The 24452-nt window shown below is 55.4% G+C and carries 22 protein-coding genes, 4 pseudogenes and 1 other annotated feature; of the genes and pseudogenes, 7 read left to right on the forward strand and 19 right to left on the reverse strand.

Annotation, left to right across the window (positions count from 1 at the left end; all coding sequences use genetic code 11):
* Positions 1-5: 5 nt before the first annotated feature.
* The 6 genes and pseudogenes from AGA_RS12965 to tnpA form a co-directional block, all read right to left on the reverse strand.
* Positions 6-314, reverse strand: a pseudogene (locus AGA_RS12965) (integrase core domain-containing protein); the annotation flags it as partial.
* 16 nt (positions 315-330) lie between these two features.
* Complete coding sequence (locus tag AGA_RS12970) at positions 331-1410, reverse strand: IS110 family RNA-guided transposase (protein ID WP_059024971.1); 1080 nt, start codon at positions 1408-1410, stop codon at positions 331-333.
* A 257-nt stretch (positions 1411-1667) separates the two neighbouring features.
* Positions 1668-2596, reverse strand: a pseudogene (locus tag AGA_RS14275) (IS3 family transposase); the annotation flags it as partial.
* Positions 2202-2318: a sequence feature (AL1L pseudoknot), on the reverse strand. (Overlaps the previous pseudogene by 117 nt.)
* Positions 2597-2651: 55 nt before the next feature.
* A pseudogene (gene tnpC, locus AGA_RS12985) lies at positions 2652-3542 on the reverse strand (IS66 family transposase); the annotation flags it as partial.
* A 49-nt stretch (positions 3543-3591) separates the two neighbouring features.
* Positions 3592-3939 (reverse strand): IS66 family insertion sequence element accessory protein TnpB, encoded by a 348-nt coding sequence (gene tnpB, locus AGA_RS12990; RefSeq protein WP_026019421.1) that lies wholly within the window; start codon positions 3937-3939, stop codon positions 3592-3594.
* Positions 3936-4352 (reverse strand): IS66-like element accessory protein TnpA, encoded by a 417-nt coding sequence (gene tnpA, locus AGA_RS12995; protein WP_059024973.1) that lies wholly within the window; start codon positions 4350-4352, stop codon positions 3936-3938. The genes tnpB and tnpA overlap by 4 nt, the downstream gene beginning before the upstream one ends.
* A gap of 178 nt (positions 4353-4530) precedes the next feature.
* Here tnpA and AGA_RS13000 point away from each other — a divergent pair, with 178 nt between their 5' ends.
* The 4 genes from AGA_RS13000 (at position 4531) to AGA_RS13015 (ending at position 10974) form a co-directional block, all read left to right on the forward strand.
* Positions 4531-6645, forward strand: coding sequence for a hypothetical protein (locus tag AGA_RS13000; RefSeq protein WP_059024974.1), 2115 nt, complete (start codon positions 4531-4533; stop codon positions 6643-6645).
* Positions 6646-7245: 600 nt separating this feature from the next.
* Complete coding sequence (locus AGA_RS13005) at positions 7246-8175, forward strand: hypothetical protein (RefSeq protein WP_059024975.1); 930 nt, start codon at positions 7246-7248, stop codon at positions 8173-8175.
* A 2-nt stretch (positions 8176-8177) separates the two neighbouring features.
* The gene (locus AGA_RS13010; protein ID WP_172793771.1) at positions 8178-10199 is read left to right on the forward strand and encodes a glycosyltransferase family 2 protein; all 2022 of its coding nucleotides are present in this window, start codon (positions 8178-8180) and stop codon (positions 10197-10199) included.
* On the forward strand, positions 10192-10974 hold the full coding sequence (locus tag AGA_RS13015) for a sulfotransferase family protein (RefSeq protein ID WP_059024977.1): 783 nt from the start codon (positions 10192-10194) through the stop codon (positions 10972-10974). Before AGA_RS13010 ends, AGA_RS13015 begins: the two co-directional genes overlap by 8 nt.
* 61 nt (positions 10975-11035) lie before the next feature.
* Here the strand turns inward: AGA_RS13015 and AGA_RS13580 are convergent.
* Positions 11036-11236, reverse strand: a pseudogene (locus tag AGA_RS13580) (transposase); the annotation flags it as partial.
* 77 nt (positions 11237-11313) lie between these two features.
* Here AGA_RS13580 and AGA_RS13020 point away from each other — a divergent pair.
* Positions 11314-12393 (forward strand): IS5 family transposase, encoded by a 1080-nt coding sequence (locus AGA_RS13020; RefSeq protein ID WP_059024978.1) that lies wholly within the window; start codon positions 11314-11316, stop codon positions 12391-12393.
* Positions 12394-12608: 215 nt separating this feature from the next.
* On the opposite strand, the gene AGA_RS13025 is transcribed toward AGA_RS13020, so the two are convergent.
* The 4 genes from AGA_RS13025 to AGA_RS13040 form a co-directional block, all read right to left on the reverse strand.
* On the reverse strand, positions 12609-13388 hold the full coding sequence (locus tag AGA_RS13025) for a hypothetical protein (protein ID WP_157065404.1): 780 nt from the start codon (positions 13386-13388) through the stop codon (positions 12609-12611).
* Between the two features lie 44 nt (positions 13389-13432).
* Complete coding sequence (gene repC, locus AGA_RS13030) at positions 13433-14761, reverse strand: replication initiation protein RepC (protein WP_157065398.1); 1329 nt, start codon at positions 14759-14761, stop codon at positions 13433-13435.
* Positions 14762-15157: 396 nt separating this feature from the next.
* A complete protein-coding gene (locus AGA_RS13035) occupies positions 15158-15895 on the reverse strand; it encodes a transglycosylase SLT domain-containing protein (protein ID WP_231946158.1) in 738 nt (245 codons plus the stop codon).
* Complete coding sequence (locus AGA_RS13040; protein ID WP_059024939.1) at positions 15892-16365, reverse strand: SH3 domain-containing protein; 474 nt, start codon at positions 16363-16365, stop codon at positions 15892-15894. Before AGA_RS13040 ends, AGA_RS13035 begins: the two co-directional genes overlap by 4 nt.
* Positions 16366-16494: 129 nt before the next feature.
* Here AGA_RS13040 and AGA_RS13045 point away from each other — a divergent pair, with 129 nt between their 5' ends.
* Positions 16495-17472, forward strand: coding sequence for a hypothetical protein (locus tag AGA_RS13045; RefSeq protein ID WP_059024940.1), 978 nt, complete (start codon positions 16495-16497; stop codon positions 17470-17472).
* Entirely contained in the window at positions 17469-17912 is a 444-nt protein-coding gene (locus AGA_RS13050; protein ID WP_157065400.1) for a hypothetical protein, read from the forward strand. The genes AGA_RS13045 and AGA_RS13050 overlap by 4 nt, the downstream gene beginning before the upstream one ends.
* Positions 17913-17936: 24 nt before the next feature.
* On the opposite strand, the gene AGA_RS13055 is transcribed toward AGA_RS13050, so the two are convergent.
* The 8 genes from AGA_RS13055 to AGA_RS13080 all read right to left on the reverse strand — a co-directional run bounded on the left by AGA_RS13055 (position 17937) and on the right by AGA_RS13080 (position 24436).
* Complete coding sequence (locus AGA_RS13055; protein WP_059024980.1) at positions 17937-18368, reverse strand: type II toxin-antitoxin system VapC family toxin; 432 nt, start codon at positions 18366-18368, stop codon at positions 17937-17939.
* Positions 18365-18640 (reverse strand): AbrB/MazE/SpoVT family DNA-binding domain-containing protein, encoded by a 276-nt coding sequence (locus tag AGA_RS13060; protein ID WP_059024981.1) that lies wholly within the window; start codon positions 18638-18640, stop codon positions 18365-18367. Before AGA_RS13060 ends, AGA_RS13055 begins: the two co-directional genes overlap by 4 nt.
* A 117-nt stretch (positions 18641-18757) precedes the next feature.
* Complete coding sequence (locus AGA_RS13065; RefSeq protein ID WP_157065405.1) at positions 18758-19231, reverse strand: SH3 domain-containing protein; 474 nt, start codon at positions 19229-19231, stop codon at positions 18758-18760.
* A gap of 80 nt (positions 19232-19311) precedes the next feature.
* The gene (locus AGA_RS13785) at positions 19312-19452 is read right to left on the reverse strand and encodes a hypothetical protein (RefSeq protein ID WP_157065406.1); all 141 of its coding nucleotides are present in this window, start codon (positions 19450-19452) and stop codon (positions 19312-19314) included.
* Between the two features lie 102 nt (positions 19453-19554).
* The gene (locus tag AGA_RS13585; RefSeq protein ID WP_083503723.1) at positions 19555-19845 is read right to left on the reverse strand and encodes a flagellar basal body L-ring protein FlgH; all 291 of its coding nucleotides are present in this window, start codon (positions 19843-19845) and stop codon (positions 19555-19557) included.
* Positions 19842-20291, reverse strand: a complete 450-nt coding sequence (locus tag AGA_RS13070) for a hypothetical protein (protein ID WP_059024983.1) — start codon at positions 20289-20291, stop codon at positions 19842-19844. The genes AGA_RS13585 and AGA_RS13070 overlap by 4 nt, the downstream gene beginning before the upstream one ends.
* A gap of 11 nt (positions 20292-20302) precedes the next feature.
* Positions 20303-22597, reverse strand: a complete 2295-nt coding sequence (locus tag AGA_RS13075; protein ID WP_059024984.1) for a DotA/TraY family protein — start codon at positions 22595-22597, stop codon at positions 20303-20305.
* 3 nt (positions 22598-22600) lie between these two features.
* Positions 22601-24436, reverse strand: coding sequence for a hypothetical protein (locus tag AGA_RS13080; RefSeq protein WP_059024985.1), 1836 nt, complete (start codon positions 24434-24436; stop codon positions 22601-22603).
* Between the last annotated feature and the right edge of the window lie 16 nt (positions 24437-24452).

Below are 24452 nucleotides of genomic sequence, written 5' to 3' on the forward strand. Positions count from 1 at the left end.
CTGATTTAAGCGGCTAATGCATGTGATTTTTGTTGCGCATAAAAACGTGCTTCAGCTTCTGCTGGGGGGATGTTTCCAATGGAGGACAGGATCCGTCGATGATTGAACCAGTCGACCCATTTAAGTGTTGCCAGTTCAACCGCTTCCCTGTTTTTCCATGGTCCCTGTCGATAGATGAGTTCGGTTTTGTAGAGACCATTTATGGTCTCAGCCAGAGCGTTATCATAGGAATCTCCAACACTGCCGACAGAAGCAACAAGGCCCGCTTCAGCCAGTCTTTGCGTGTAGAGAATGGACACATATTGACAGCCGCGGACGCCCTTCTGTTTGTCAAGTAGCAAAACGTGTGGCGTTGATGTCCCGATGTCGGCGTATGATGATCCCGTAGACCTCACGGGCGATATAGCGCTTGAGGATACGGATAACCTCAAGTTTGGAATGTCCTTCTGCCACACGTCTGGCAACATAGGCGCGTGTTTTTTCATCTGTTCGCAGGCGTCCAATCGCGATGATATGCAGGGCGCTGTTAGCCGCCCGATCACCACCTCGGTTCAGACGATGACGAATTGTTTTTCCAGAGGACGCCGGAACAGGCGTGACACCGCAAAGGGCAGCGAAGCTGGCCTCTGATTTCAGGCGGTCTGGATTGTCGCCGGCCGTCAGAAGAAGTTGCGCTGCTCCATTATAGCCTATGGAATTTCTGGCAATGAGGTCAGGTGCCAGTTCCTCAACAATAGCCTTGATCATCAGATCCAGTTCACCAATTTCGTCATGCAGTTCAAGGTAGCGACGCGCAAGAGATTTCAGGCTGATCCGATAAGCTGCCTCGATATCGCGATAAGCCGTGAGATCCGGTCGGGAGGCAGCAAGAGTGCGGATCAACTGCATGCGGGTCATGGAGCGAAGATGCTCACGCAGGGTATCTGGGGCCGCAATGATGGTGTTCTGGATCATCTGCAGGGAAATCCGTCGTGCACTTACGGCAGTTTTGCGGCACGCTCTCAAGACCCGGAGTGCTTCCACCATGCCGTCCCTGCGTCGTGGTGTAACGGTGCGTTGGCCTGCAAAGGCGGCGTGCGCTGCGTTCTGGGCGTCCAGATCATCATTCTTTCCACGCCGACGCCGATCATGTCGATCCGGCGCCGTGACTTCCAGAACTTCAACCTCAGCAGCCTGAAGATAACGCAACAGGCCAGCACCATAGCTGCCGGTTGATTCAACACCCACACGCACGAGATCACCTGCGGCTCGCATCCAGGCCAGCATCTGCCGATACCCCTGTCTTGTCGTGGGGAAACTCTGTGTGCCGATCACATGGTCCTGCTCGTCAACAACGGCTGCAACATGCAGATCCTTGTGGGTGTCGACACCGCCAACAACCTGACGCAGTCTTTCTTCGTTTTTGTCCATGACGGTTCCTCGCGCTTCTCTGTCGTGATGGCTAGGCCAAGGTCCGCTGCATGGACAGGACAGTCATGAGACCTCATCAGGTCAGGCCCTTCTCGGGTCACAGGCAATGGCCAAGGCATAGCCTTTCCGCGAGGTGCTTCCGGACAGTCGACAGGTCCGTGGAAAGACACAACGGTCGATCGGAATACGGGTCAAACCGTTCCGGGCACCTCACAGTGCCAGTCTACCGTGGTCGATCGGAGTGTGAGACAAACCGTCCGGAAGCTAGCGACCATCTTCTGACTGTCGGAATGGTGGGTCACTTTTCCCTCAGGTCGCCTCTGGCACAGAGCCTGCTCGAGGGCATCCAGCACGAAGTCGGTATGGGCCGTTGAGGAGACACGCCAGCCCACAATAACCCGTGCGAATACATCAATGATGAAGGCCACATAAACAAAGCCCTGCCAGGTGGAAACGTAAGTAAAATCCGAAACCCAGAGTTTGTTGGGGGCTGGTGCATGAAACTGTCGCTGCACCAGATCCTGTGGACAGGGCCGTGCCGGATCGGGCCGTGTGGTTCTGACCCCCTTGCCACGAATGACACCTTTCAGTCCCATCCGGCGCATCAGCCGCTCTACCGTACAGCGGGCGACATCCAGACCTTCACGTCTGAGCTGATGCCAGACCTTGCGCACTCCATAGACGCAGAAATTATTGTTCCAGACCCTGCGGATTTCATGACATAGCTCGTTGTCTTTCTGGCTGCGCACACAGGGATTTTTCTGTCTCGCCCGATAAGCATAATAGGCAGATGGTGCAATCGACAGAACCCTGCAGATTGACCCGACACCATATGTCTGCCGATGCTCCTCAATGAAGCGTGTCATGGTCTGAAGATGCGGTCGAGCTCCGCCTGGGCAAAATATGCTGACGCCTTGCGCAGGATTTCGTTAGCCTGCCGCAATTCGCGGTTCTCTCGCTCCAGTTGCCTGATCTTCTCCCGATCAGGAAGATCACTTACCGCAGATGCATTGGCCCGCTCATGCACACGGGTCCATTTTGACAGCGTGTCAGGATGAATATCCAGCTTTGGCGCGATCATCATCACTGCGGACCAGCGTGATGGATGGTTCTTCTCTTCCTCCAGAACCATGCAGGCTGCACGTTCACGAAATTCAGGCGGAAAACGCTTCGATTTGTTGCTCATGAATCCTTCTTACCTCTCGGGTCGTTCTGTCTCCACAAAACCCGGGGCAATTCAGTTCGCCCTTGCGGTCACGGGAGTAGCGGAACCAGGCCGCGGGCGGTGCGGGGCCGCCGAATGGCCGGTCATCGCGCACATAGGTCCACAATCGCCCGGTCACGGTGCGGCTTTTCGCCAGCACTGGTACGGTAGTGTCGTCGCCATGCAGCCGTTGTGCCGCCAGCACATGGGCACGGACCTGCGCGATCAGCGGCGCCAGGGTGGCGGTGCTGGCACCCACCCAGTCAGCCAGCGTGGAGGTGTCGAGATCGATCCCTTCGCGGGCAAAGGCCGCGCTCTGGCGGTTCAGCGGCAGGTGATCGGCAAACTTGCCGGTCAGGATCGTCGACAGCAGCCATGGCCCGGCGCGGCCCCGGGCGATCGGATGGAAGGGTGCTGGTGGCTGCGTGATGCTCTCGCAGTCCCTGCAGGAGAATTTCTCCCGCACCGTCTGGATCACCCTGAATTGTCTGGGGACGACTTCCAGCGTCTCGGTCATGCTCTCGCCCAGTTTTGCCAGACGGGATGAACCACAGCATGGGCACTGCACGGGGGCCGGGATAACGACCCGTTCGCGCGGCAGAGCCGCAGGGAACGGTCGGCGCGCCGGGCGCTGCCGCCCAACATCCGTTTCCGATGCCCTGGCCACGGTCCCTGGCACGTTGGCGGGATCGTCTTCGGCGATCGCCGTTTCCAGATCCTCAAGTTCGAGTTCCAACTGCTCAAGCAGGCGTCGGCCGCGCTCAGAAGACGCACCGAAGCGATCCTGCCGCATCTTTGCGATCAGCAATTTCAGATGCGCGACCATCGCCTCGGCACCCGTTGCGCGCCGTTCAGCCTCCTGACGGGCCACCTCGGACGCTGCCAGGGCCACCCGCAGGTGATCGATCTCCGATATCGCGGTCTCCATACTGCCCATGACAGCATGGATCGGCCCTGCTGTGTACCGAAAAATGCGTTCAGCCTGCCAGTTCCGGCCGCCATGTGCGTTGCGGGTGCCGCCAGTCGATGCCTTCAAGCAGGTAACCCAGCTGCGCGGGTGATAGCGCAACAACGCCCTCTGCGGGCGATGGCCAGATGAAGCGGCCTTTCTCCAGCCGTTTGGCGTAGAGCGACATGCCCAGCCCGTCGTGCCAGAGCACTTTCAGCAGATCTCCACGTCGCCCCCGAAAGGCAAACAGGTCCCCCGCATGGGGATTGCGTCCCAGGGCCTCCTGAACCTTCAGGGCCAGACCCGGCATGCCGAGCCGCATGTCTGTCGCACCCGTTGCCAGCCAGACCTGGACACCGGAAGGAACCGGGATCATGGACGCAGCAGCATGATCAGGCGTTCGACCCTCTCGGGTGGAACATCGTGACCAAAACGCAGGATGCTGCCATCGCGGAATGTAATTTCCATCTGGCCTGGCGCCTGGCCTTCCTGCGCAACGGGTTCTGCCAGTCTGACAGGCACAAGGTATCCCTCTTCAGGCCGTCTGCTGCGCCGACGGCACTCCTGCCGCCAGCGGTAGAGAAGACTGACATGGATCCCATGCTGGCGGGCCACTTCACGAACGGGAAGGCCGCTTTCGAAAGAGGCTTCTACAACCTTGGAGCGAAAAGCGGACGTATAGGCCCGTCGGCGTTCTCCCACAATCTCGATTGCCGCATGGTTTCTCCGGGCAGTCGCTGCGACACTCGCTGCGACCGTCTCGTGTTCATTCTCGATAAAATCGTCCATGCATAGAAGAAAATATCCGACCCTGTCGGTCTACAAGGTGGCTCCTACCGGATGCTTACGGTAAACCCGGGTCAGTTCTCAGTGAAAATCAACACCTCTTGTGATATCTCCGCGTCGAGCATAGTATCTCTTAATGCTATAAAGCCACTAACATTCGTGGCTTTCTGGAATTTTACTTATGGATCAATTATTTATGCCACACACCAAGCAAGCTACTGATACAGAATATGAGTTTGCTTGTTTGCCGGGGCCCAACACGCTAACCGTAGCGGGGCGTTCCGAGCTGAATGCAAAAAAACAGTCTGCCAATCTGGACAAAGCATTTCCGCCCGATACCGATAGGCTCCGCCCGCTGATTGAGCAGGCAGATATCATTTCTTTTGATGTGTTCGACACTCTATTGATCCGCCCCTTTGTTAACCCCACGGATGTTTTTTTGATAATAGAACGGCGCACCGGAATCATCGGGTTTCATGATGCGCGCGTCCAAGCTGAAATAGCCGCAAGAGAAAAGTATTACGCCCGCAGCGGGACTGCCGAAGTCACGCTAGAGCATATCTACACAGAACTCAATCTTCCCGACACCGGCATTGCGTGCATGAGTATACCTGATTTGCTGCAGTTGGAGATCGATACTGAGAAGGCGTTGCTGACACGCTCGCCCACTGTTAGCGAGATCTATGATCTTGCATGCGCCATGGGCAAGACGGTGATCGCCATTTCTGACATGTATCTGCCAGAGCAGGTAATTCTGAGTATACTAGAAGACAACAATCTCCCTGTTTCACGGGCATTCGTTTCGTGCAGCTACAAGGCCGCTAAGCATGAAGGCAAGTTGTATAGTCTAGTCGCCAAGACCATGGGTGTAGAACCGTCACGAATTCTACATTTTGGTGACAATTTCAAGTCGGACTGCTTTGCGGCGTTGGAAGCCGGAGTGGCCGGATATTACCTGCCCTCACTCTACGATCGAGTCTATCATGACACCCGCTACAATCAGAGGGCTATTTCGCAGCTTTGCCAGCGCAGTTCCGCCAACAAAGGAGCTAAGAAAAACCTATTTGCCTCAGCAGTTGTTGCATATATGGCGCGCTTCAAGGCCGCGCATTCTCAGGCTTCGATGGCAGAACAGTTCGGTGCCATGTACGGCGGGCCGCTGGTGGCTGGGTTTGCCACCTGGATGAACGCGGTGATGCAAGCCGACAAGGTCAAACATCTCCGACTGGCCACACGCGACGGCTATATTACTAAGGAGATATGGGGCAGGCTCGGTTTTTCAGGCATTGCCTCGATCATGCAGAGCTCGCGACGCCTGACGCTAATGCCAGCGCTCTACAGTGCATTTGAAAAGGAGATCGGCTCGCTCCTCAATACCAGCACGGCCTGCACACTACGTGAATGCTTTGCTAGGCTTACCCTCGGCAAAGAAGAGCAGGAATTGCTCGAGGTGCTAGGCAAACTCATTCCGCTTGACCGCGTAATCGATAGCCCAGCGAAAGCCTCTGCAGCCCTAAAGGCGCTCAAGGATTGCGAGAGCATTATCAAACGCATCGCCGCAGCAGAGATGGAGGCTTACAAGGCATATCTTGCGGCTGAAGGCTTCGATCCACAGCATGACGCCATGGCCGATTGCGGCTGGGCCTTGTCCTCCCAACGCCGGACTGAATATATGTTCGGCGAGGAGTTCCGGGGCTATTATATCGGCACGCTCGAACATGCCCATATGCACGACAAAATACGCTCCTTCCTTTTCCATAAAGGAGAGAACAAAGCATGGGTCGAGATTGCTGAGCGGGGCGTCGAATTGCTCGAATTGCCCTTTGCTTCCCTAGAGCCGCAGGTTTGCCGGTTTGAAAAAACCGGAGACAGCGTCAAGCCTGTATTGCTAGCGAATGAACCACAATATGATTTCGTGCGCACGGTCTTTATCCAGCAAATGCAGGAACAGATCAGAAGTTTCGCTGATTTTATTAATCCGCTGGTAAGTATGCTGACGCTTGATGAATTGCGCGAAGGGCTATTTATACTATTCGAGGCACTTGTGAAATACCCAACACCGTATGAATATCATGGGCTCGCGACATTGCCGCATAGCCGTGAACTTGGTGCTTCAGAATTCGCCACCATCGGCACATTCTGGGTTGTTGAAGACACCCAAGGCACAAACCAGATACATAATTCCGGGTGGCGTGATTATATTCGGCTGGGCTGGATGTCACTTAAGCAGGCAGGGCCTGCCATCACCTGGATGAAAATAAAGCGCGTACTGCGGCGGAAGCTGAAGTACGCTTAAACCAAGCTCCTGCCAGAAAAGCTACCAGAGTAGCAGTTAGCACCAAACCGAGGCAGCACAAGTCGATCGCCGCTCCAAAACGCCTGTACCCGCCCATCATGGAGTGTCCCAACATGGCGATGGCTGGTCAGTTCAAAACCAAGCCAAACCACTCGGCACGAGCGACATCACGCTGAGTATAACGTGGCCATCGGATAAAGTATCGGCTCAGGTCAAGACTTGCTCTATAGGTCCATTATAATGTAAAATCTAAGAATATTATTGTTTTGTAACCTTGTGTTGTCTGGGCGGCTGAAGTTGGAAAACGAAATATCTCGTTTGCAAAGAGAGTTAAATTCAGTATATAATTCAAAGAGTTGGATGCTAACAAGCCCAGTCAGAGCATTGTCGAAATCCATTTTTGGGGACTGGAATAGCACACGCCGTAAAATAATCAGACGAATTCTGCAGCGGAGGAACAATGCTACGATAAATGCGATACCGCTCCGTTTGCATTCTGCACCGGCCATCGAGGCCATTGTATCGCAGCGATTTGGCACGACAAAATTCACGGTCGTGGATGAGAGGCACAATTTTAGCGCGCCCAGCTTCTGTAGGGAGATGCTTTTTCTTAAGTCCGAGATAGGCCAGAACACTGCTGGTCATGATATTGAGCCCATCACTACCATTTTTTCATCTTATCCCGCGCCGATTTCTGGCGATATAACCCGCATCGAATGGTTGACCCAGAATTACGATCTGGCAGTGGACTGGTTTATGCGTGCCCTCTCAGGTATGGAGGTCATGTCGTGCGATGTATTTGATACGGTCATGCTGCGGCATAACGAATCTGAGGCAGAACGAAATTTTCATATATGTGAATATATTGTTCAGACACTGCGTGATACTGCCATTGGCGCGCCATTGAAGCATGTTGACGCTGAAGCGCTTTTGCTTATGCGAGCGTCAGCCATGAATCTTACTTATGGAGCCCGTCCGGCTGTGCAAGGCTGCCGTGAAGGCTCAATCAAAGATGTCGTGACCAATATCGCCCTAACCATTGGAGGGGGGAGCGAGCTGGCCTCCAGAATGCTGGAATGCGAGTTGGATTATGAGGCGACTCACTGCCTTTTCTCCAATGCGCCGCTCATTGAAGCCATGTGCCGGTTTAAGAGGCTGGGCGGCAAGGTGCTGTTGGTCAGCGATATGTATTTACACCAGGAGCATATCAGGGTGCTGTTGTCCAAGGTCGCACCTAATTCGTTGCCACATATCGACAATATCTACAGCTCAGCCGACACTGTAATTTCAAAGCGCAGCGGTTTGCTCTTTCCGCGTCTGGCGCAGATGGGAGCCTTCCCCCCCTGCGCGACCCTGCATATTGGCGACTCATTCTCCTCCGACATTCAGAAAGCCCGCGAAGCCGGCATGAACGCCCTGTATCTTCCAATTTTTCGCCATGAACTGCGGATGCGCCAAGCGTCACTGGCACGGATGATCCAGACATTCGACAGAGTAGGAGTGGATATTCGCACTTGGGCTAAGGTATGACAATGACCAGCAACATGATTAACACTAAAGACACGGCGAAATACCGGTTTGGTAAGGAGGTTTTGGGGCCCGTCATCGCCCAATACCTACAGGATCTTTATCAATCTTGCCTGTATTATGAGCGCGAGCATCGCGCCAAGATCTTATTCATGACCCGTGCTGGGCTGAGGATCCATCAGGCGCTTGGTGTTTATCTATCCCGCATCGGCCTGAGTATTCCTGAGGATTGGGAATTCCTGTGGGCTTCCCGCATGATGATCGCCAAGGGGATCTGGTCGCGCAATCCTCGCTTGTCGTGCGACTTGTTCAACGACGCGTTCAGCTACACGAAGCTCGAGACGGCCCGCCAATGTCTTCTAGGGATATTTGAACCTACTAAGGAGACCCACGCGGCCACATTCGACGCCGCTGATTGGCATTGGACTGCGGAGCGCCTCCATCTCGGAGATATGATTTATAATCATGCTCCCAACACGAAGGATATGACGGAGTACCTCAAAAAGCAATCGCAGCTATTCCAGGAGAAGCTTGAGGGACTGCTGACAGGACGCAAAAACGCGGTTTTGGTTGATACCGGATGGGTCGGCACCAGCCAGCGAATGCTGCACAAGGCCATACCCGAGATTACTTGGTGGGGGCTCTATTTTGGTCTCTCAGGTAGTGATGGCGATGACCGCAGTCATTGGCCATGGGCGAAAGGCTTGGTATTTCAGGCTGACAAGGTGGACCCGGAAAAGCCTGAAACAAGCGTGATTAGCCATCGTCATTTAATCGAGGATCTGTTCGAAACCTTGGCACCAAGTGTGGAGTCCTATACACGCAAATCCGATGGCACGATTTCTGCAGATGTGGAAGCGCAGAATCTCCGAGCCTTGGAGGATGATAGTCGCTCCCCTCTTTATTCCGGCGTGTTAGCTTATTTAGAGGCCGCTCCGGCAAATCCCTTCGCCGTGACAATGGCAGCCAAGGCAGCCTGGAAGCGTTTGAGTCAGTTCCTGCTTATGCCCACCCGGCAGGATGCCGAGATGTTGCTGGATCAGCGGCGCTCCGCCGATCTGGGCCGACGCTTCACGGTGTCGGTGCTGATTCCGCCTGACAATGGCGAAACATACAAGGAGCGACTGAACAAAGCCATTTGGCAAGCCGGTCAGGTCGCCTTGGAATATGATGAAGATATCGCCGCTTCCGTCCAGCGTAAGCTGTTCGACCTGCCTTATACGGTGCCCAAGCCCAAAGTTTTGCCTGGGCTCTACTCCTCCCCCATACCTACCGTTGCCGTGATCACCCGGACGATGGACCGACCGCTGTTCCTACGCCGTGCTCTTCAAAGTGTGTCATGCCAGTCTTTTAAGGACTATATTCATGTCGTGGTGTGTGATGGCGGCGACATTGAGTTTGTGAAGAAGACTATTGCTGACGCAAATATTGACCACAGCAAGATCAAGCTGGTGGACTGCATCGAGAATCGAGGTATGGAGGCCGCATCTAACCTTGGCATTGCAAATTCCGAATCGGAGTTCGTTATCATACATGACGACGACGATACATGGGAGCCGGACTTCTTGACTGAGACCGTTGTTTTCCTTAACTCAAAGGCCGGACAGCAATATGGCGGTGTTATCACGCAGGCGCTTCATGTGTCCGAGAGTGTGCATCCGGACGGCATCCATATCCACGGAGCCCGGCTGTACCGCGATGATTTTTTCGCACCTACCCTTGACGATATGACAAAGAGCAACACTTTTGCGCCAATTTCCTTCCTTTTCAGACGCACAGCCTATGATAAAGTAGGGGGATTTAACGAGAAATTTCCGGTTCTTGGAGATTGGGACTTTAATCTCAAATTTCTTTCGTCATTCGATATCGGCTATATAAAGAAGCCGCTTGCAAACTATCATCACCGGGATGTTCAGGACGTCGAGTTATTCGGAAACACCGTCGTCGCAGGCATTGATAAACATGTTGAATACACGCCTATCTTACGAAATAAAATAGCACGAAGAAGCAGAGGTCGGAATGTCTAATACTGAACACACAGCGCCGACGATCTTATCCAATAATTACAGACTTCCATTTCTCCAAGGAGGTTTCCCAACTTACGGAGTAATGCCGGAAGTTCTCGACCAAATGGTGCATATCGATGCTAGTCGAAATATTCTATATTTCGAAGTACCAAAGGCAGGATGCTCGGGGATCAAGAAATATATGATTAGCATGGCAGGGGGGAACAGTGAATTTGGAACGTCTCCTCAGCTTGTCCATGATCGCAGAATATCGCCTCTACGCAGCCCGTCACAATATCCGATTGATCAATGGTTTAGGCTCATGCATGGCGAGGGAAAGAGATTCACCTTCGTTCGCAACCCGTACGCACGTATTATCAGCGCATATTTAGATAAATTTTTTGGTGAAGAAGCAACTTATCATAATCAGCTGCTTGGATTTCCCCCTGACCATAAGATGACCCTAAAACAGTTACTATATTCACTCATGCAAATTGCGGATCACCATCGGGATATTCACTTCATGAGTCAAGACTATCTGACTGGATCTGGATCAATTAAATTCGATTTAATTGGTCAACTTGAAAACTTTAATTTATATTTCAGATTAATATCTCGTAAATTTTATTTTGATTCTACGCCAGATATGAAAAATTTGATAGAGTTTGGAAGACACCACTCGACAAAATCAAGCGAGTATATTCTAGATCAAGAGGAAATCGATCTAATTTCCTGCATATATGCTAACGATTTTAAACGATTTGGATATTTTTTATTGGGGCCTGTTAGCAACTAAATTTCTTCCCGTCACTTACTACGGCGTGTCGTCAGTTAAGCAGGATGATGATTGAGGCGAACTATACGGCTGCGAGGAAGGTCGATTTCAGTTTATCGTAGCGGGTTGCGATAGCGCGAAACTGCTTGAGTTTATTGAAGAACCTCTCAATAAGGTTCCGTTCGTGGTAGAGAGAAAAATCGGTTTTCCTTCGTGTTGTTCTGTTGCATTTTGGCGGGATGACCGGGGTAGTCCCACGCTGTTTCAGCCGATCGATCAACCTGGAGGGTTCGAAAAACCCTCTGGTATTGAGGTCTGCTCTGTGATTCCATTTTCCTTGCGTTGATTGGAGTATGGATCATGAAGCAGACGGGATTTTTTGACGTTGAAGAGCGGCTTGCCCGGTTGAGCGGGCTTGGTGATCAGCTCGAAGCATTTTCCCGGACTGTGGATTTTGAAGTCTTCCGTTCTGATCTGAACAAGGCTCTGGCCTATTCAGACGGCAGCAAAGGCGGTCGTCCTCCGTTTGATCCGGTGCTGATGTTCAAAATTCTGGTCATCCAGACGCTGAACAATTTGTCCGACGAACGGACGGAATACCTGATCAACGACCGCCTGTCCTTCATGCGCTTCCTTGGTCTAGGGCTGTCTGACCGCGTGCCTGATGCCAGGACCGTCTGGCTGTTCCGGGAACGTCTGACACAGGCGGGAGCAATTGATGTTTTGTTCAACCGCTTTGATGCGACCCTGCGGAATGCCGGTTATCTCCCCATGTCAGGCCAGATCCTGGACGCGACACTGGTAGCGGCCCCGAAGCAGCGCAATACCAATGAGGAGAAGGCCGATCTGCGGGAAGGACGGATCCCACAGGATTGGCAGGACAAGCCGTCAAAGCTGTCCCATAAAGATCGTCATGCGCGATGGACGCTGAAGTTCACCAAAGCAAAGCGTCAGGATGACGGGACGATCCCGTCTACGGATCTCGCCATCCCTTTCTTTGGCTATAAATCGCATATTTCCATCGACCGGAAATTTCGGCTGATCCGCAAATGGAAAACGACGGATGCCGCTGCCAGCGATGGTGCCAGACTACGTGAGGGGCTTCTTGATCGCAGCAATACGGCGTCTGATGTCTGGGCAGATACAGCCTACCTCTCAAAAGCCAATGAGGACTTCATGGAAAAGCATGGCTTTGTCTCGAAGGTTCACAGGAAAAAGCCTCATCTCAAGCCCATGCCACGACATATCCAGAAATCGAATGCAGGAAAATCCGTTATCCGGTCGCGTGTCGAGCATGTCTTTGCCGATCAGAAATCGCAGACAGGACTGTTCATACGAACTGTTGGCATAACGCGAGCCACCATGAGGATCGGGCTGGCCAATATCGTCTATAATATGCGTCGCTTTCTCCTCCTGGAGCGGATTAACGCGATCGCGTAGCAATCCAGGGCATGAGACCCTCACTCTGCTCAATACACAGAGTGAAAATCAGGTCCACGAACCAGCAATCAACTCGCTAAAAACCTGAAATCAGGCAAAAGGGAAATCAATCAACGGTTCTTCGAACCCTCCAATTGGATCCTCAAATGGACTGACAACGAAGTAGCGCGTCAGTCGTGCTTGATGTCATTGAGGGGGAGAGCGGCAAACTTATCTCACGCCCGGTGACCGGACGGACCAGAAACTATCTGCTTTACCTGCGCTGGGAGTTGCTGCCGGGAAAAGATAAGCCTGATCGACAGGTCGGTGTTGTCACCAAGTTGAAGATCAACAGTTTCTGCATGATCGGGAGACAATATCACCGTACGGCGTACTTCACGACCGACCGTTATTGGACATTGTGCGTCATTGCAGTCTGGCATATCGACCAATTTGACGTCCGATACCATGACATCAATTTTCACGCCATCGTTGGGAAGGCGTGTGGCAGTGCTGGTGCCAAGGATACCTGTCTCGATCGTGCCAGGCACGAGGTCAATATGGGTAAGCCCCGTTTTCTTGTCTTTCGTGCGAATCACTTTGGAAAGGTAGGTAATGTTTTCCCCTTTATGCAGGAAAACTACTTTCTCGCCGTCTATTTTCACATAACCATGAAACTCTAAAACCTGAGAGCGGGGAAGCACTATGGATGCTCCATCCACCTCTTTATTTGTTAGACCCAGAAGCTGCATCCCCTGCGCCGTCATGGTGATCACGTCTTTGCCGTTCAGGGGCCGTTCTGAAATATGACCGTCCGTAGACCGGACATTACTGGTGTCTGTCGCACGAGCGATGCGCTGATAAGAGTGGATATTTTCCGCGCAAACCGTCGAACTGAGAAAGCAGGCCAGCAGACCAAGAGCCGGCATCGTCCTGCGCCCCCATAACCGCACGTTCAACGCCCGGATATTTCGACCATCAGGTGCCATATATGTGCCTGCGGGTTTGCGAACCATGAGGTAAATCCTTTCTGTTGAGCCGAACCATCCGGCTCTTTCCCTCATTGTATCCGCACCGGTTGTGACGCTGTTTTCACCCGGCCTGTCGCACGTTCTGGGATTTGCGACACATCCTGTGCCAGTATGTCCTTCAGGGCGTAAAGGCTGCGGTCGAGGTGAAGTGTTCCCCGCACCCCACGTTCGACCAGGGCCCGGAAATACGCATCGGGGTGACGGATCTGTTCGCCCTGGTCCTTACGTGTCGCCATGACGATGACCGCTACAGCAGCTTCAAACCGCCCCAGAGCGATGCAGCCGGTTTTCCACGAGTGGTAGCCAATGCCGATCTGGCCGGAAAGCAGTTCAGCGGCGTCGGTCAGCTGGGCACGGTCGGGCGAGGCTGAGCCACACAGATCCCGCAAGGCAGGACACACCGTCAGAAAGAACGTGCTGGTGCCCGGGAAGCCCCGCAGAATGGTTGCTTCCAGCCCCTCGGATGGTTCACGTTGAGACACCTGCCCTTCACGCCGCATTGTCTCAATGCGATTGCGCCGCTCGGGCGCTACTACAACAACCTCTTTAGGTTTTTTGTTATTTCTTTCTGTATAGTGGGTGCCAGATTGAGCATCCATGGGTGCCATTTCAGGGGTACACCAGACAGAATCTGGCGACCTGTCGACACGGTTTTCCGCAGGCTTTTCCACAGGTTTCACACGCGCCCAGAGCGCTTTCATGATGTCGTGATAGCTGGCCAGCGTATCAATCAGGTCCGTGCCGCGACGGAGCCGCATGATCCGTGCGGCTTCCATGGCGGTTGCCTCATCGTTCCGCAGCTCGGCCGCCACGCGCACCTGCTCATTCAGATCAGCAATGGCTTCACGCAGAAATGCCACTTCCGCGCGTTGTCGCCTACCAATCTCGAGTTGGGCCTGCAGGTCCGGCCACCGATAGCGCAGGGACGCCAGACTGAATCCAACCTGCGACATGCCTTCCTGCCCCTGCCAGCGCCGCCCTCGCTGTCCGTTCCGGCCGTCACAGGGCACGATCATCCCGGCCTCAGCCAACTCTCTGACCGCCCGCCTCAAAGTCGTAAGCGACAACCCCGTCCAGGACATCAGTGTCGCGTTATGGGCGTAGATAAAAGGGGTCGATAGCGTTTCCCAGCTCTCCGGCCGGGTTTTCTCGATCATCCGTTCCAGCAAACCCCGTGCGCTGCGCGTCAATGGAAAGGTGCGGGGCAAAGCCCTGATCGTATTCAGGACGGCGTATTTATCCGGATAGTCCGGGGGGACGCCGAGCAGTTCATCACGCGCCTTGAGCATGGCGGGTGTGAGGGTGCGTTTTCCCCGTCTGCGGATCGGGCAGAGGTCATCAGTGTGTGTCTGGGGCACAGCTCAAAAGTTCCAGTGCTATGGGTCATGACAGATCTCTCGGCACAGGCATCTGGACAAACCTTCCCCGTTCGCAATTTGCTTGCGTTTCGAGCGGAAGCTGGCTATAGGGAAAGGGCAATTACTTTTCCCCTATAGCTTATGGTTCGTTACAGGTGCCCTGGCTTTTCCGGTTTGCCGACCGGGAGAGGCAGGGTTTTCCTTTTTGTGGCTACGTCATTGGTGGGCCTCGAATGGGGTGGCACGGACTCGCAATCAGCCGCGTGTCCGGTCTGCCGCTCAACCTGCCCGTGTACATGTTTCCAGACAAGATCAAAAAGTGAAAAAACCACGTGTAAGACACTGTTTTTTCACTGATTTTGTGTCCAAAATTGCGCAACTTTTCCGCTTTTGTTCTCATCCCGTGACCGTTTCGGATGCACCGCTGCCCATGCGGGTCGAGACGGTTGAGAGGTATTGTCCCACTGTCCAGCCGCTCATGTTGTTGGCAGCCAGCGAGGAACGCGACACGAGACTGCTCAGAGGTGTGCTGCTGGTCGCTGCCGCGATCTTTGAACCGGCCGACGGTCCGAACATATAGGCGGCGTAGACCTGCGCCGAGGTTGCGGGTGTTCCGGTGGATTTGGAAACAGCGCTGGCATAGGAACTGATGATGGCACTGGCGACTTTCGCCTGCGCCGTCGGATCATTCCGGTCAGCACTACTCAGCCCAAGCTTGGATGCGTAGTCATTCCATGTGCCATTGGTGATCTGCCAGACCCCCGTGGCCGATGAAGAACTGTTGCCGGTATTCTGGAAATGACTTTCGATCTGAGCGTAAGCTGCGAGCGTATCGGGATTGATCCCGGCAGCTTTGGCTGCAGCAACAGCATCGGCGCCATAGGATTGCGACAGCAGTTTGGACATCGCATCACTGCTGCCCCACGCACCCGAGTAACGCGCCGCGCTCCCCGATGCGCCTGACCCTGATGAGGAAGACGTCTGCGCACCTGGAAAGACGAAGGTCGGTGCACCAGTCTCCTCGATGCTCGGCACGATCTGGGTGGCCACCTGCGCAATACTCGGCCGCGCGACGATACATACAGCCAGCATGCCTAGCCCGCTCCAGCGGGCCAGAGAGAGGGGGCGCGTCATGCGCCAGGATATGAGAAGAGAATCATGCCGTCAGATGGTCTCATCCCGGCCACGATGCAGTGTGTGCCCGCAGAGGCTGTCGTGGATGTCCAGGGCTGTAGATCCTCGGTCGGTATCCATGCGGCCTTCCCATACGCGCGCAGGATGCGGGTCCAACCGCCTGAAGTCGTCGTGGTAACCGCAAGCTGGGGTGGGGCGACACCAACCTGTCTCGTATTGCTCCCAGGTCCGGCATAGACCGGTTCAAACGCCATACGGGGCGACATGCACGTCACGTGCCCGCCAAGCGGCATCAGCTGCGCCTCAGGTGCGGCGTCGACAGGCGGTCCCCAGTCGCGCGGGCCGATGGCTTCCTGCCGTTCAGCAGCCAGTCGGTCGAGTTCGGCAGGCGACACATCCTGAGCGTAGGCTGGCCCTGCCAGCAGGCCACCTGCCAGCAGGGTGAGGGTAAGCGTAGATCTGAGCGACACGGGGCGGCTCCTTTGCCTTGTTGGTCTTCCCCCAGTATGTCGCAGACCGTTGTGACGCTCTGCGTTCGTCTTTTGTTCCAAAGAGCGTCACAACGCTCTGGCGCATCATGGGGAGAGAAGGAGACCCCAATGCGACATTCCCGAAACGCTCTTCTGGCGGCTACAACCCTTGTGGTCCTTTCAACACTGGCGCAGGCGCAGCAATGCCCAACCCTGCCCCCTGTGGAAGTGACACCCCCGTTGCCTGTCCCATCAGGCACCCCTGACGCTGGCCCTGTCCTGCGCCCCACGCCGACCGTGCCTACGCCACGGCTCATCCCGGCCGAAGAAATTGCAGCAAGCCCTGCACTCCGACGCATCACCAGTACAGGTGCGAAAGTCTATGAGATCGGTAACCACGTCATGAATCATGGCCTTCAGGGTGTGTATGCCGTCAATGGCGACATCTTCCGGGTCTTCTACCTGACCCCGGATGGGCAGGCGCTGATTGGCGGTGTCCTGTGGGAGCAGGACGGGCACAACGTCACGCGTGATACCATTGCCCCGATCAAGGGAGCGATCCCTACCGTGACCATCACCGCGGCAAAAACGGCGGCCGGGCAGAACGGTACATCGGTCGATGGGAGAATATTATCTCCCGAGCAGGTGAAGCACGTCGCTCAGGCCAATATCGGGCTGGAAGGACGGGACGGGCTACCGCGCCTGACTATGGTGATCGACCCGCTCTGCCCCTGGTCAATCCGCGCACTCAATACGCTGGAACCTTTTGTCGCACGTGGCCAGATCCAGCTGGCTCTGCTGCCGATCGCGATCAATGATCACGAAAACGGCAATGCCAGCACCCCGGCCGCCACAGCGCTGTTGTCAGCAGTGCCATACGAGATGCAGGCGACATGGCAGAAGATCGTCGACCTGCATCACGTCGCAGACGACATGCCCCGCACAGACGAGGCCGCTCTTCATTTGCAGCAGAATATGGCCGTCGCCAATGCCATCGGTGTTCGCGGGACACCGACATTCATCTGGCGCGACAAGACGGGTGCCTCGCATGTGACTGAGGGATTGCCACGGGATGTTGAACAACTGATACGGGAACTGGGACGGTGAGGAGATCCACACGCCCCATTCTAAGAGTGGGGAAGTGGCTGATCTTTCCGCTTTACCTGCCATTCGTGAGGGCCGTGCGCACCTTTAACCTGTCGCGACAGTATCTGCGCGACCGGAAAGCCTTCATCGAAGCGTCAGCCATCGACACGGCTCTTGCTCCCGTTATGGACCCGGCGACTATCAGGGCGCTGGTGTCCACACGGCGCAACGGGCGGTTCTGCCTGCTCCTGTTTGTGGGCACTCTGTGCGTGTGGATCTGGTCGTGTGTTCACCAGGGGACAAGGCTGGTCAGTGTCACCAGTCTGCAATTCGGGGTTATCCTGCTGGTGCTGCTGGCCGAGTTTATCAGACTCAGCTTCTCGAACTGGATGCTCCGAACCGGAGGCATCGGGCGGTTCGGAACGTTCATCGCACGGGGAAGCAATCTCTGGCCCCGTTAGGGAGCACTGCGTCGCGCTGGAGCCTCAGACTTGTCGCGCTCTGGCGCGAGGCCGTGCTTCCAGCCAGTTTTCAACCTTCAGCCCCCTGATGCGACAGAACTCACGGGTGTTATCCGTGACCAAAGTGAGGTTGAGGGTATAGGCGTGGGCAGCAATCAGTAGATCGTTCAGGCCGATTGGTTGCCCTGCCGCTTCCAGCTCGGCCCGGATGCCTCCATATTCGCCATCAGCAGGTACATCCAGCGCCAGGACCGGGATAATGCTCAGAACGCTCTCGACCCGTTCCAGCAGTCTCGCAGACCCTTTCTTTGCGCAGCCATAACGTAGTTCAGCTGCGACAATTACGCTGGTGAAGAGCGTCTTCGGGTTTTCTTTTGCAATGCGACACGAGGCAAGTCCGGCAGGATTGCGGATCAGATCGCTGATGATATTCGTATCCAGAAGATATCCGTTCAAAAGATATCCTCCGGGCTTGCCGTCTGGTCTTCGACAGCAGGGAACTGGTCATCCGGTCCCAGTGGTTCTTCGGATTTCCATAGAGCCAGAAGCCCGGCCATCGTTGTCGGTCGTTCGGTCGGCTCGATAATGAGCCGGTTGCCTTCGCGCCGGATCAGTGCCCGGTCTCCTGGTAGCTCGAACTCAACAGGAATTCGCACCGCCTGACTGCGGTTGTTACGGAATAACCGGACTTCCCTTGGGCGGGATGTAGAAGGGGATGGCATTGTCATGGAGGAGTCTCCTTGTATATGCCATACTGTATATGTACCGGATCAAAGTTTCCAGAACAAATTGGAACGGCCCTATCTCCGGCCTGAACGCCGGAGCCTGCGGGCCTGAAAAACGGGTCAAGCTCCCGGATAAGAAAACACGACAACACCGTCTGCCGGGCGGATGCCTGCGACAGTGCAGTGTGTGCCTGCGGTGGCGGTTGTCGAATGCCATGGCAGAACGTCCGCCGTCGGGATCCATGCGTAACGGCCCTGTCCGCGAATAATCCGCGTCCACTCGCCCGATGTGGTCGTCGTTACGGCCAGCTGGGGCAACGCGACACCGATTTTTTTCGCATGTTTGCTCGGCCCGGCATAGAGGGTTTCGAACTCAGTCCGGGGCGACATGCAGGTGGCGGGATCCTTCAGGGGTACGGGCGGCGCTTCGGGAGCTGCTGCCACAGGCGCGCCCCAGTCGCGTGAACCGATTTCGGCCTGCCGTTGGGCTGAAAGCCGATCCAGTTCGGCAGGCGACATCGTCTGGGCCTGTGCGGCCGACACAAGCAGGCCGGTGGAAAGCAGGACAACAGCCAGTTTCGGCATAATCGACACGAGAAAACCCCTCTAAGTGGTTGAACTCGCCGATTAGCATACCGCTTGTCTGGAAAGAAGATTCCAATGCGCAAATCAGACTACTCGTCCGGGGCATGATGTGGGAAAGTCTGAGCCGCACGGCGGGTTAGATGCTCTGCCAGCAGATCGGCTAGCGTAGTTTGCAATAGGGGCTGTCGCGCTTCGGGCGTTTGGTCCGGTCGTTCAGCAATTTTGGACACACCAGGATCCACGGTTTCACCACACATAAAAAAACTCCATACTGGCCAGGACAGGCGATTGCCTCTTTCCCGATCAGTATGGAGCTTTCAGTTGTGACGCGGTCAGAAAGTCCCGGCGCGTCCTGTTGCCTGTGATACTGCCCATTTGGCGTGCTCATAATCCGGGCGGTCGGCCTGATCGACCGGGTCTGTCGGGCGGATGATCGTGCCATCGCGGGACGCGACTGAGGGCGACCAGTGTGCCGGCGATGAGCCGTAAGACGCATAAGGGTCGTATTGTGCCTGACGCACCGGCGGTGGCTTGAGCGGCCTGTCATTCGCCGAGCGTAGATTGCCGTGCGCACACCCGGAAAGCGCCAGCATGCAGCCGAGTAGCGGAAGAGGCAGCCTCATGCCTGCTGCGCATTCAGTTCTGCCTCAAGAGCGGTGATGAGCGCAATAGCGTTAGCCGGCTGAACTTTGACAGTGTTTACGCACTCGACCAGCTTATTACATTTTCTCACCAGTTTGTTGTACTTCTCGACACGCTCATTGAATTCATCATCCCGCAATTTTTTCTCAACCCGCAGGGCCTCCTGCGCCTGAACGAGCTGCTGACGCAGATCGGCGGTGACCTGCTCTTCTTTTTTCCAGCCTTCTAGGCAGCTAACACCCCAAGCTTTCCAGTCAGCCACTTCTTTCTGGAGCTTGAAAGCCGTAACCTGCCAGTGGTTGGCGACCTGCACCTGCTGGGCCAAAGATGACACCGTGCGGTTCTGCTGCTCCAGATCGCTGGCAACCCGCCGGAGTGATCCGCGAATACCGCCTAACGCACCAGCTGTTACAAAATCACTGCACATGGGTCACGCCCTCAAACATCGGTCTGTGTAATGGGCCGCACCTGAGCGGCCGTTGTCGTATCCATTGCAGGAACTGTACCACCAGAACCACCACTGCCACCACTTTTTTTTGCCTCGTCTTTCAATCCTTCGAGATATTGTGTGGCAACCTGACGACCAGTATCTGCTCCCTGCTCGACCGGCCGGCTGGAGGATTTTTCGAATTCTTCCGCATCCACACGGCTGGCCGCACCAAATCCGACCATGGAGGCCATGTGATGGGGCAATGTGGTGATCAGGCGGAAGGACAATGTCGCAGTCGTCATCTCCATGGCGGAATACATGATGATCATGGCGATAAGGCCGACCCAGTTATCGGTGAGATAGCCATGATCCAGCGTAAAGGTCGAGGCGACCAGAAAGCTTTTCATCAGCAGCCAGGAAAACGCAGAAAATATTGTATAGCTGAACACCATACCGATCACCATCATCGCCGGCCGGAAGAGAATGGTGAAAAGAATCTCGTAACCCCGCACCCCTTTGCCGTGTATGCCATCTCCCGCGAACGTCATATGGGCAAGGAACCATAACGGCGCATAAGCGACGGCCTCGACTACCAGCAGAAACCATCCCGTAACGCCGGCAATCCAGTACAGATAGGGCATCATCGGCAGGACATAGGCCAATGTGACCCCTGCCGAGAGCAGAAAAAGGCAGGCCGTAAAAATTACCGGGAGCAGGCGGGTAATCGTTCCGCTCAAAAAGGTCGCCGCAGCAGCAGTAGCCGTGGCGCCCCATTGTCCCGTGAAGAAGGACGCAACGCCAGCACTAATATCGAGAGACAGACTGCCTGCGGCCACAGACAACGCAATGGCACTCAGGGCCAGATGGATGAGCAGATGCCCCATGCCAATCATGGCTCCAAGGGGATCAACCCAATCCGTGCCAGAGCTGCCCATCACCAGATGGTTCATGATGAGTTCAAGCGTGCCTGGTCCGAAGTTCAGGTAAGTCAGCACCTTTGTCCAGATCGCAGTGCTATCTGAAGAGACACGGGCATTGGCATATAGCCGAGGTGATGTGCTGTTTGGAGCTGGTTCGTCGGCTGTCTGAAGTGTCGCATCCATCTTGCCGAGATAACTGGATACACTCTGGAAGAACGGCATCAGGTCTTGGCCTAGATACGGGCCTGTGCCAGCCCATGATGGCGCCACGACAGCGGGCGTGATCGAGGACACTGAAATGACTTCTGCGTTCAGACGAGAAATTTCGAGATAATAGGCCCCAAGTCCCGTCCATCCGAGGGAACGGAGTTCTGCGGTCGCTGAATTGTCGCTCGCTGTTGACCCGGCGGAATTTCTAACAGCCGAGACCACGCTGGAGGCGATGCCTGTCAACTGCCCGTTGAGGTAGTTCGACTGCGCGACGAAGATCGTGTCGAGCGTTCCCAGTGTTGCGACATCACGTGTTTTCCAGAGTGAGGTTATGGTGTTCTGCAAACTGGAACGGATATTTGTCGCCAGCGTTTTTAAGGACTGGATTTGCTGGCTGCTGACACTGCTGAAATCAATGCTCTGGTATTCGGTCGTGGTCGCAGTTTTTACAGGCGTGCTGATGGAAACCAACCCGCAGGTCGGCATGGCCGTGCCGTTACCATTGGCCATATTGTAAGAGAGGGACACCGTGCCATTGCCATCGTCAGTGATAGTGGGCTCAGGAACAAGAACGGGGTTGTTGGAAGCCGTGTTGATCAGGGCCCGACAGATCTCGCTTTCCATGACACCAAGCACGACCTGACGCGAGCCCGGGATCATGGGCGTTGCCAGAGGGAGTGCCTGTGGTCCCACGGCGTTCATCACCACTTTTTCTTCGATTGTGGCCATACCGATAGAAGCCTTGGCAAAATTCACAATCAGGTTTTGACCGAGCGAAAATCCGTTGAGGACTGGCAGCATCATAATGACGCTGCCGACCGCACGCACTGGCACCCAGCCGCCAAAACTGGCGGAGAACACCTTCCCGGTTTCAGCCGTTTTCTGAATCTGCGCCAGGATGGAATACATGATCCAGAAGCACGCCATAATTGAGACAAAGGTGGTAAACCATTGCAGCAGGGTGCCGGTGGCCGTATCCGCGGTGCCGTCCATCGGGAACAGGCTATCGAGAACTCGCGAAGACCAGTCATCACCAGCGACAAGGTCGGCCCAGCTTACATTCTCGAACCCGTTCGTGGCGTGGGCTGGCCCTGCGTGAAGCAGAACCAACCCTCCAAGTAAGGCTGCCACCAGTGGCGGCGAAAGCCGCGCCATTTTGGACACACCGCGCATGGCTCAGGCTCCCATGGACGGGCTGTTATCGCGCCCCTGCTCACGTCCCTGGGTGAGAGCCAAAAAACGCGCCTTCACCTTCTCCATGATGCGTTCGAGTGCGCCCCCGATGTTCTTGATCAGACTCTCGCCGGGATTGCGACCGGGCACGTCCTCCATCTCCATGGCTTTCTGGCCGGCCCTCTCTTCGACCTCGACAACGGACTGGGCGTTGGTCGCACCGCGTTCAGCGGCCTCACTCTGCAGAGAGCCAAGGTTGAGACGCATATTCTGCAGTGTGTGGCCCAGGTTACTGTAAGCCTTGCCTACCCGTTCATCGGACAGGCGAAGCTTCTCGAACTCCTGCCACAGGCCATGATGCTTGCCGCCCTCACCCATGCTGGCAATCAGCGCAGCAGGTTTAACGCCTTCCTGTCTGGCTGTTTCTTCCATTTTTTTAAAAAAGGGCGCAGCGGTCTGCTTGAGATCCTGATAGTTCGTGTCGGCTGTACGGATGTCACTGTCTACCGTTGCGACCAGACTATCGATCCGGCGCTGGTCAGATGCGAGGGCCTGATTTGCTAACCACGATTTGGCAATATTGGCCACCTTGGACACAGCATGCCCTGCCAGACTACCTACAGGAGCCTGTGCCGGTTGGGCTTGCGTGGGTTGCGCTTGAGCCGTGGTCTGAGCCTGATCTACAGAGGTGGCTTTAGCCCCTAATTGCTCGAGTTCCATCTCTTTATTCTGGGTCTGACTTTGGGTGCCTTGTTGCTCCTTTTGCCCGTTGGTCTGCTTCGCCTGCTTCTGCTGAGTCCCTTGCCGCTGCTCAGGGGGATTAGCTTGGGCTTGTTTATTAAGTTCGGCATCGCGCCGCCGAGCTTCGTCTTCTTGCTCTTTCGTCACTCCGGGTTGAACGGTCTGTTCACCAGCAGTCCGGCCGGAATCCTGTACGGTTTGCGCCTTCGGTTCTCCTCCCGACGCTTCTACTGCTTCGCCAGCACGGGACACTGAGTTACCGTTTTCGTCACCAAACGGAATATTCATGGAAGCATGGCCGTGTGAGGGATCATCCTGGTCCACGTCTGGCTCGCTGGCAGGTCGCACGGTCTCACCCACCTCCTGTCGCGGATCAACTGTCGCCTCATGAGACGCCGCCTGCGTGGTGCTTTCGGCGACAACGCTCGCCGCAACCGCAGACACCGGCTCCACAACGCCGGGCTCGGACTGAGCGACAGCTGGGCCTGTCTGTGCAACATTTTCTGAAACAACTTCAGGGACTGCAACGGACGCTTCTGGCGCTACGACCGGCGCAGGCTGAGGAGCCGGAGCGGGTTGCGCAACAGGGACCGGCTGCGGTGCGGGTGCGACACCAGCCAGTGCGGCTCTGGCCTCAAGGGCGTTTACCCCGGCCGTAATCAGAAAAGAGGTCTGCTGTTCCGCCGGCAAGGAGCCCAGCTCCACGCTGGCGTTACGAATATCCGCGACAAGCTGGCGGTCATTCATGGAAGCAGTCTGCTGAAGCATGGAAGCCATCTGCGGATTGCTCATGCCGGGATACTGACCCGCCATTGAGGTCAGTCCTGCCTGCAGAAGCGGGGACACCTGCACCCCCTGCCCCGTGCCACTGAATTTCGGCCAGTCCTGCATCAGCCAGGCGACATGAGTGGCGAATTTCGGGTCGTTCTCCAATGAAGGATCGTTTTCGAGCTGCTCCTGCAACTCTTTCAGCCGGTCCGCCAGCCCACGCTGGTCTTCAGGCACGGACTGCTGCTGTTGCGCCATCGCCTGCAGCACGCCACTCATGGTTGAGGAAGGGGTCGCTGTGGGCTGCACGGCCGAGAGTGTTTCGGACATGGTGTTTCCTTATGTC

It is taken from the genome of Acetobacter ghanensis, from assembly GCF_001499675.1.
Taxonomy (GTDB): Bacteria; Pseudomonadota; Alphaproteobacteria; order Acetobacterales; family Acetobacteraceae; genus Acetobacter; species Acetobacter ghanensis.

Bases quoted from the DNA above. Each gene is read 5' to 3' on its own strand.
- AGA_RS13025 (WP_157065404.1), bottom strand. From the start codon at position 13,388: ATGGTTCGCAAACCCGCAGGCACATATATGGCACCTGATGGTCGAAAT.
- AGA_RS12970 (WP_059024971.1), bottom strand. From the start codon at position 1,410: ATGGACAAAAACGAAGAAAGACTGCGTCAGGTTGTTGGCGGTGTCGAC.
- AGA_RS13015 (WP_059024977.1), top strand. From the start codon at position 10,192: ATGTCTAATACTGAACACACAGCGCCGACGATCTTATCCAATAATTAC.
- AGA_RS13020 (WP_059024978.1), top strand. From the start codon at position 11,314: ATGAAGCAGACGGGATTTTTTGACGTTGAAGAGCGGCTTGCCCGGTTG.
- AGA_RS13045 (WP_059024940.1), top strand. From the start codon at position 16,495: ATGCGACATTCCCGAAACGCTCTTCTGGCGGCTACAACCCTTGTGGTC.
- AGA_RS13005 (WP_059024975.1), top strand. From the start codon at position 7,246: ATGCTTTTTCTTAAGTCCGAGATAGGCCAGAACACTGCTGGTCATGAT.
- AGA_RS13070 (WP_059024983.1), bottom strand. From the start codon at position 20,291: ATGTGCAGTGATTTTGTAACAGCTGGTGCGTTAGGCGGTATTCGCGGA.
- AGA_RS13035 (WP_231946158.1), bottom strand. From the start codon at position 15,895: ATGACGCGCCCCCTCTCTCTGGCCCGCTGGAGCGGGCTAGGCATGCTG.
- tnpB (WP_026019421.1), bottom strand. From the start codon at position 3,939: ATGATCCCGGTTCCTTCCGGTGTCCAGGTCTGGCTGGCAACGGGTGCG.
- AGA_RS13000 (WP_059024974.1), top strand. From the start codon at position 4,531: ATGGATCAATTATTTATGCCACACACCAAGCAAGCTACTGATACAGAA.
- AGA_RS13060 (WP_059024981.1), bottom strand. From the start codon at position 18,640: ATGACAATGCCATCCCCTTCTACATCCCGCCCAAGGGAAGTCCGGTTA.
- AGA_RS13075 (WP_059024984.1), bottom strand. From the start codon at position 22,597: ATGCGCGGTGTGTCCAAAATGGCGCGGCTTTCGCCGCCACTGGTGGCA.
- AGA_RS13080 (WP_059024985.1), bottom strand. From the start codon at position 24,436: ATGTCCGAAACACTCTCGGCCGTGCAGCCCACAGCGACCCCTTCCTCA.
- tnpA (WP_059024973.1), bottom strand. From the start codon at position 4,352: ATGGACGATTTTATCGAGAATGAACACGAGACGGTCGCAGCGAGTGTC.
- AGA_RS13585 (WP_083503723.1), bottom strand. From the start codon at position 19,845: ATGAGGCTGCCTCTTCCGCTACTCGGCTGCATGCTGGCGCTTTCCGGG.
- AGA_RS13010 (WP_172793771.1), top strand. From the start codon at position 8,178: ATGACCAGCAACATGATTAACACTAAAGACACGGCGAAATACCGGTTT.